The sequence below is a fragment of the Segatella maculosa DSM 19339 = JCM 15638 genome (assembly GCF_000382385.1).
GTDB classification, from domain to species: Bacteria; Bacteroidota; Bacteroidia; order Bacteroidales; family Bacteroidaceae; genus Prevotella; species Prevotella maculosa.
In genome coordinates this window covers 1-1,158 of sequence record NZ_KB908378.1, presented here as the reverse complement: position 1 = coordinate 1,158, position 1,158 = coordinate 1, and the positions used below count along the sequence as shown (strand labels likewise).

Below are 1,158 nucleotides of genomic sequence, written 5' to 3'. Positions count from 1 at the left end.
CTAACCCCAATACTTTTGGTTTTCCCATAACTCAAAGTAGAACGGAAATTACATATATTTATTTTGTGTAAATTAATTTTGTTCACTTACTTATCAATTCTGAGTCACTTCTCACATCATCATCTTTTAGCTCTAATTGTATATGACTTATAATTTGAGGGGCAGTTGCCTCGGATACAGTCCACATATATCTGATTATTTCCGCACCAATACCCCTTAATAAGACATCTTTTACTTTTAAAATTAATGGATCTTTCAAGAAAGCCATAATAGGATTCCTAAATGGGAATTCGTAATTTGGGAAAAGATGTTTATAGAGATCTTGGGAAAGTTCAATGAATGAAAATTTATTATTTAACTTCAACTTATTTTTTTTAAAAACTTCCTCCTTCCAAAAGAAATTGATATTTTTATCATTTATACTACAGATTTCTTGATAATTCTCTATTAAGCTTTTTTCTGCATTATACCGCATTAAATCTGTATAGTATATCTTTGATAACAAATTATCTTTCTTATAATTAGAATTAGTAATATAGGAATCTAAGCTTTCTTTTGATATAGGGACATTTATCTTTAAATACTTTTTCGTCTCCGAAAATATTAAATCGTTTGTTCTAAGATTGTTTATACACAAATCATTACAGATATCAAAATAGTTAATAATAGTGTGCCCCCCTCGATTAATATACGTCTGTATAATATTTTTATATAAATCTGGAGCTATATTTCTAAGGTATTGAGATACAAAAATCTGAGCATTAATAGTTCGCTTTAAAGAAGCGAGTAAATGCATATACCCATATTTTGGTTTACAAGTAAAATCAATATCAAACCAATCAAACTTAGTACTAAGTTTGTCACCTCGAGTACAATAGTTTACTGATTTATTTTCCTGCCTCGCCATAGTATAGAAAAACATCTGCTCATAAAAAGAATTTATAAATCCATCTTTCGTTTCTTTTAGAACCCTATCGTTTTTCTTTATGAAAGTACATATAAAATATGAAAAACGGAAAAATGTAGCGATAGCGTTATTAATCAAAGACTTAAAAGGGCTTTGGAAAGCAGCGTAAAGCCAACCGTGTACGGTCTTTATGCCAAACAGTGACAGCGTTCCGTCTCCTATTCGTAACCCCTGCAAGGGGGATGATAGAC

At 30.1% G+C, this 1,158-nt stretch carries 1 protein-coding gene; it reads right to left on the bottom strand.

Annotation, left to right across the window (positions count from 1 at the left end; translation table 11 throughout):
- Window positions 1–82: 82 nt before the first annotated feature.
- Window positions 83–1,158 (bottom strand): DUF6734 family protein (locus H164_RS14875; RefSeq protein WP_019969256.1); only part of this gene is annotated, 1,076 nt, incomplete at its 5' end.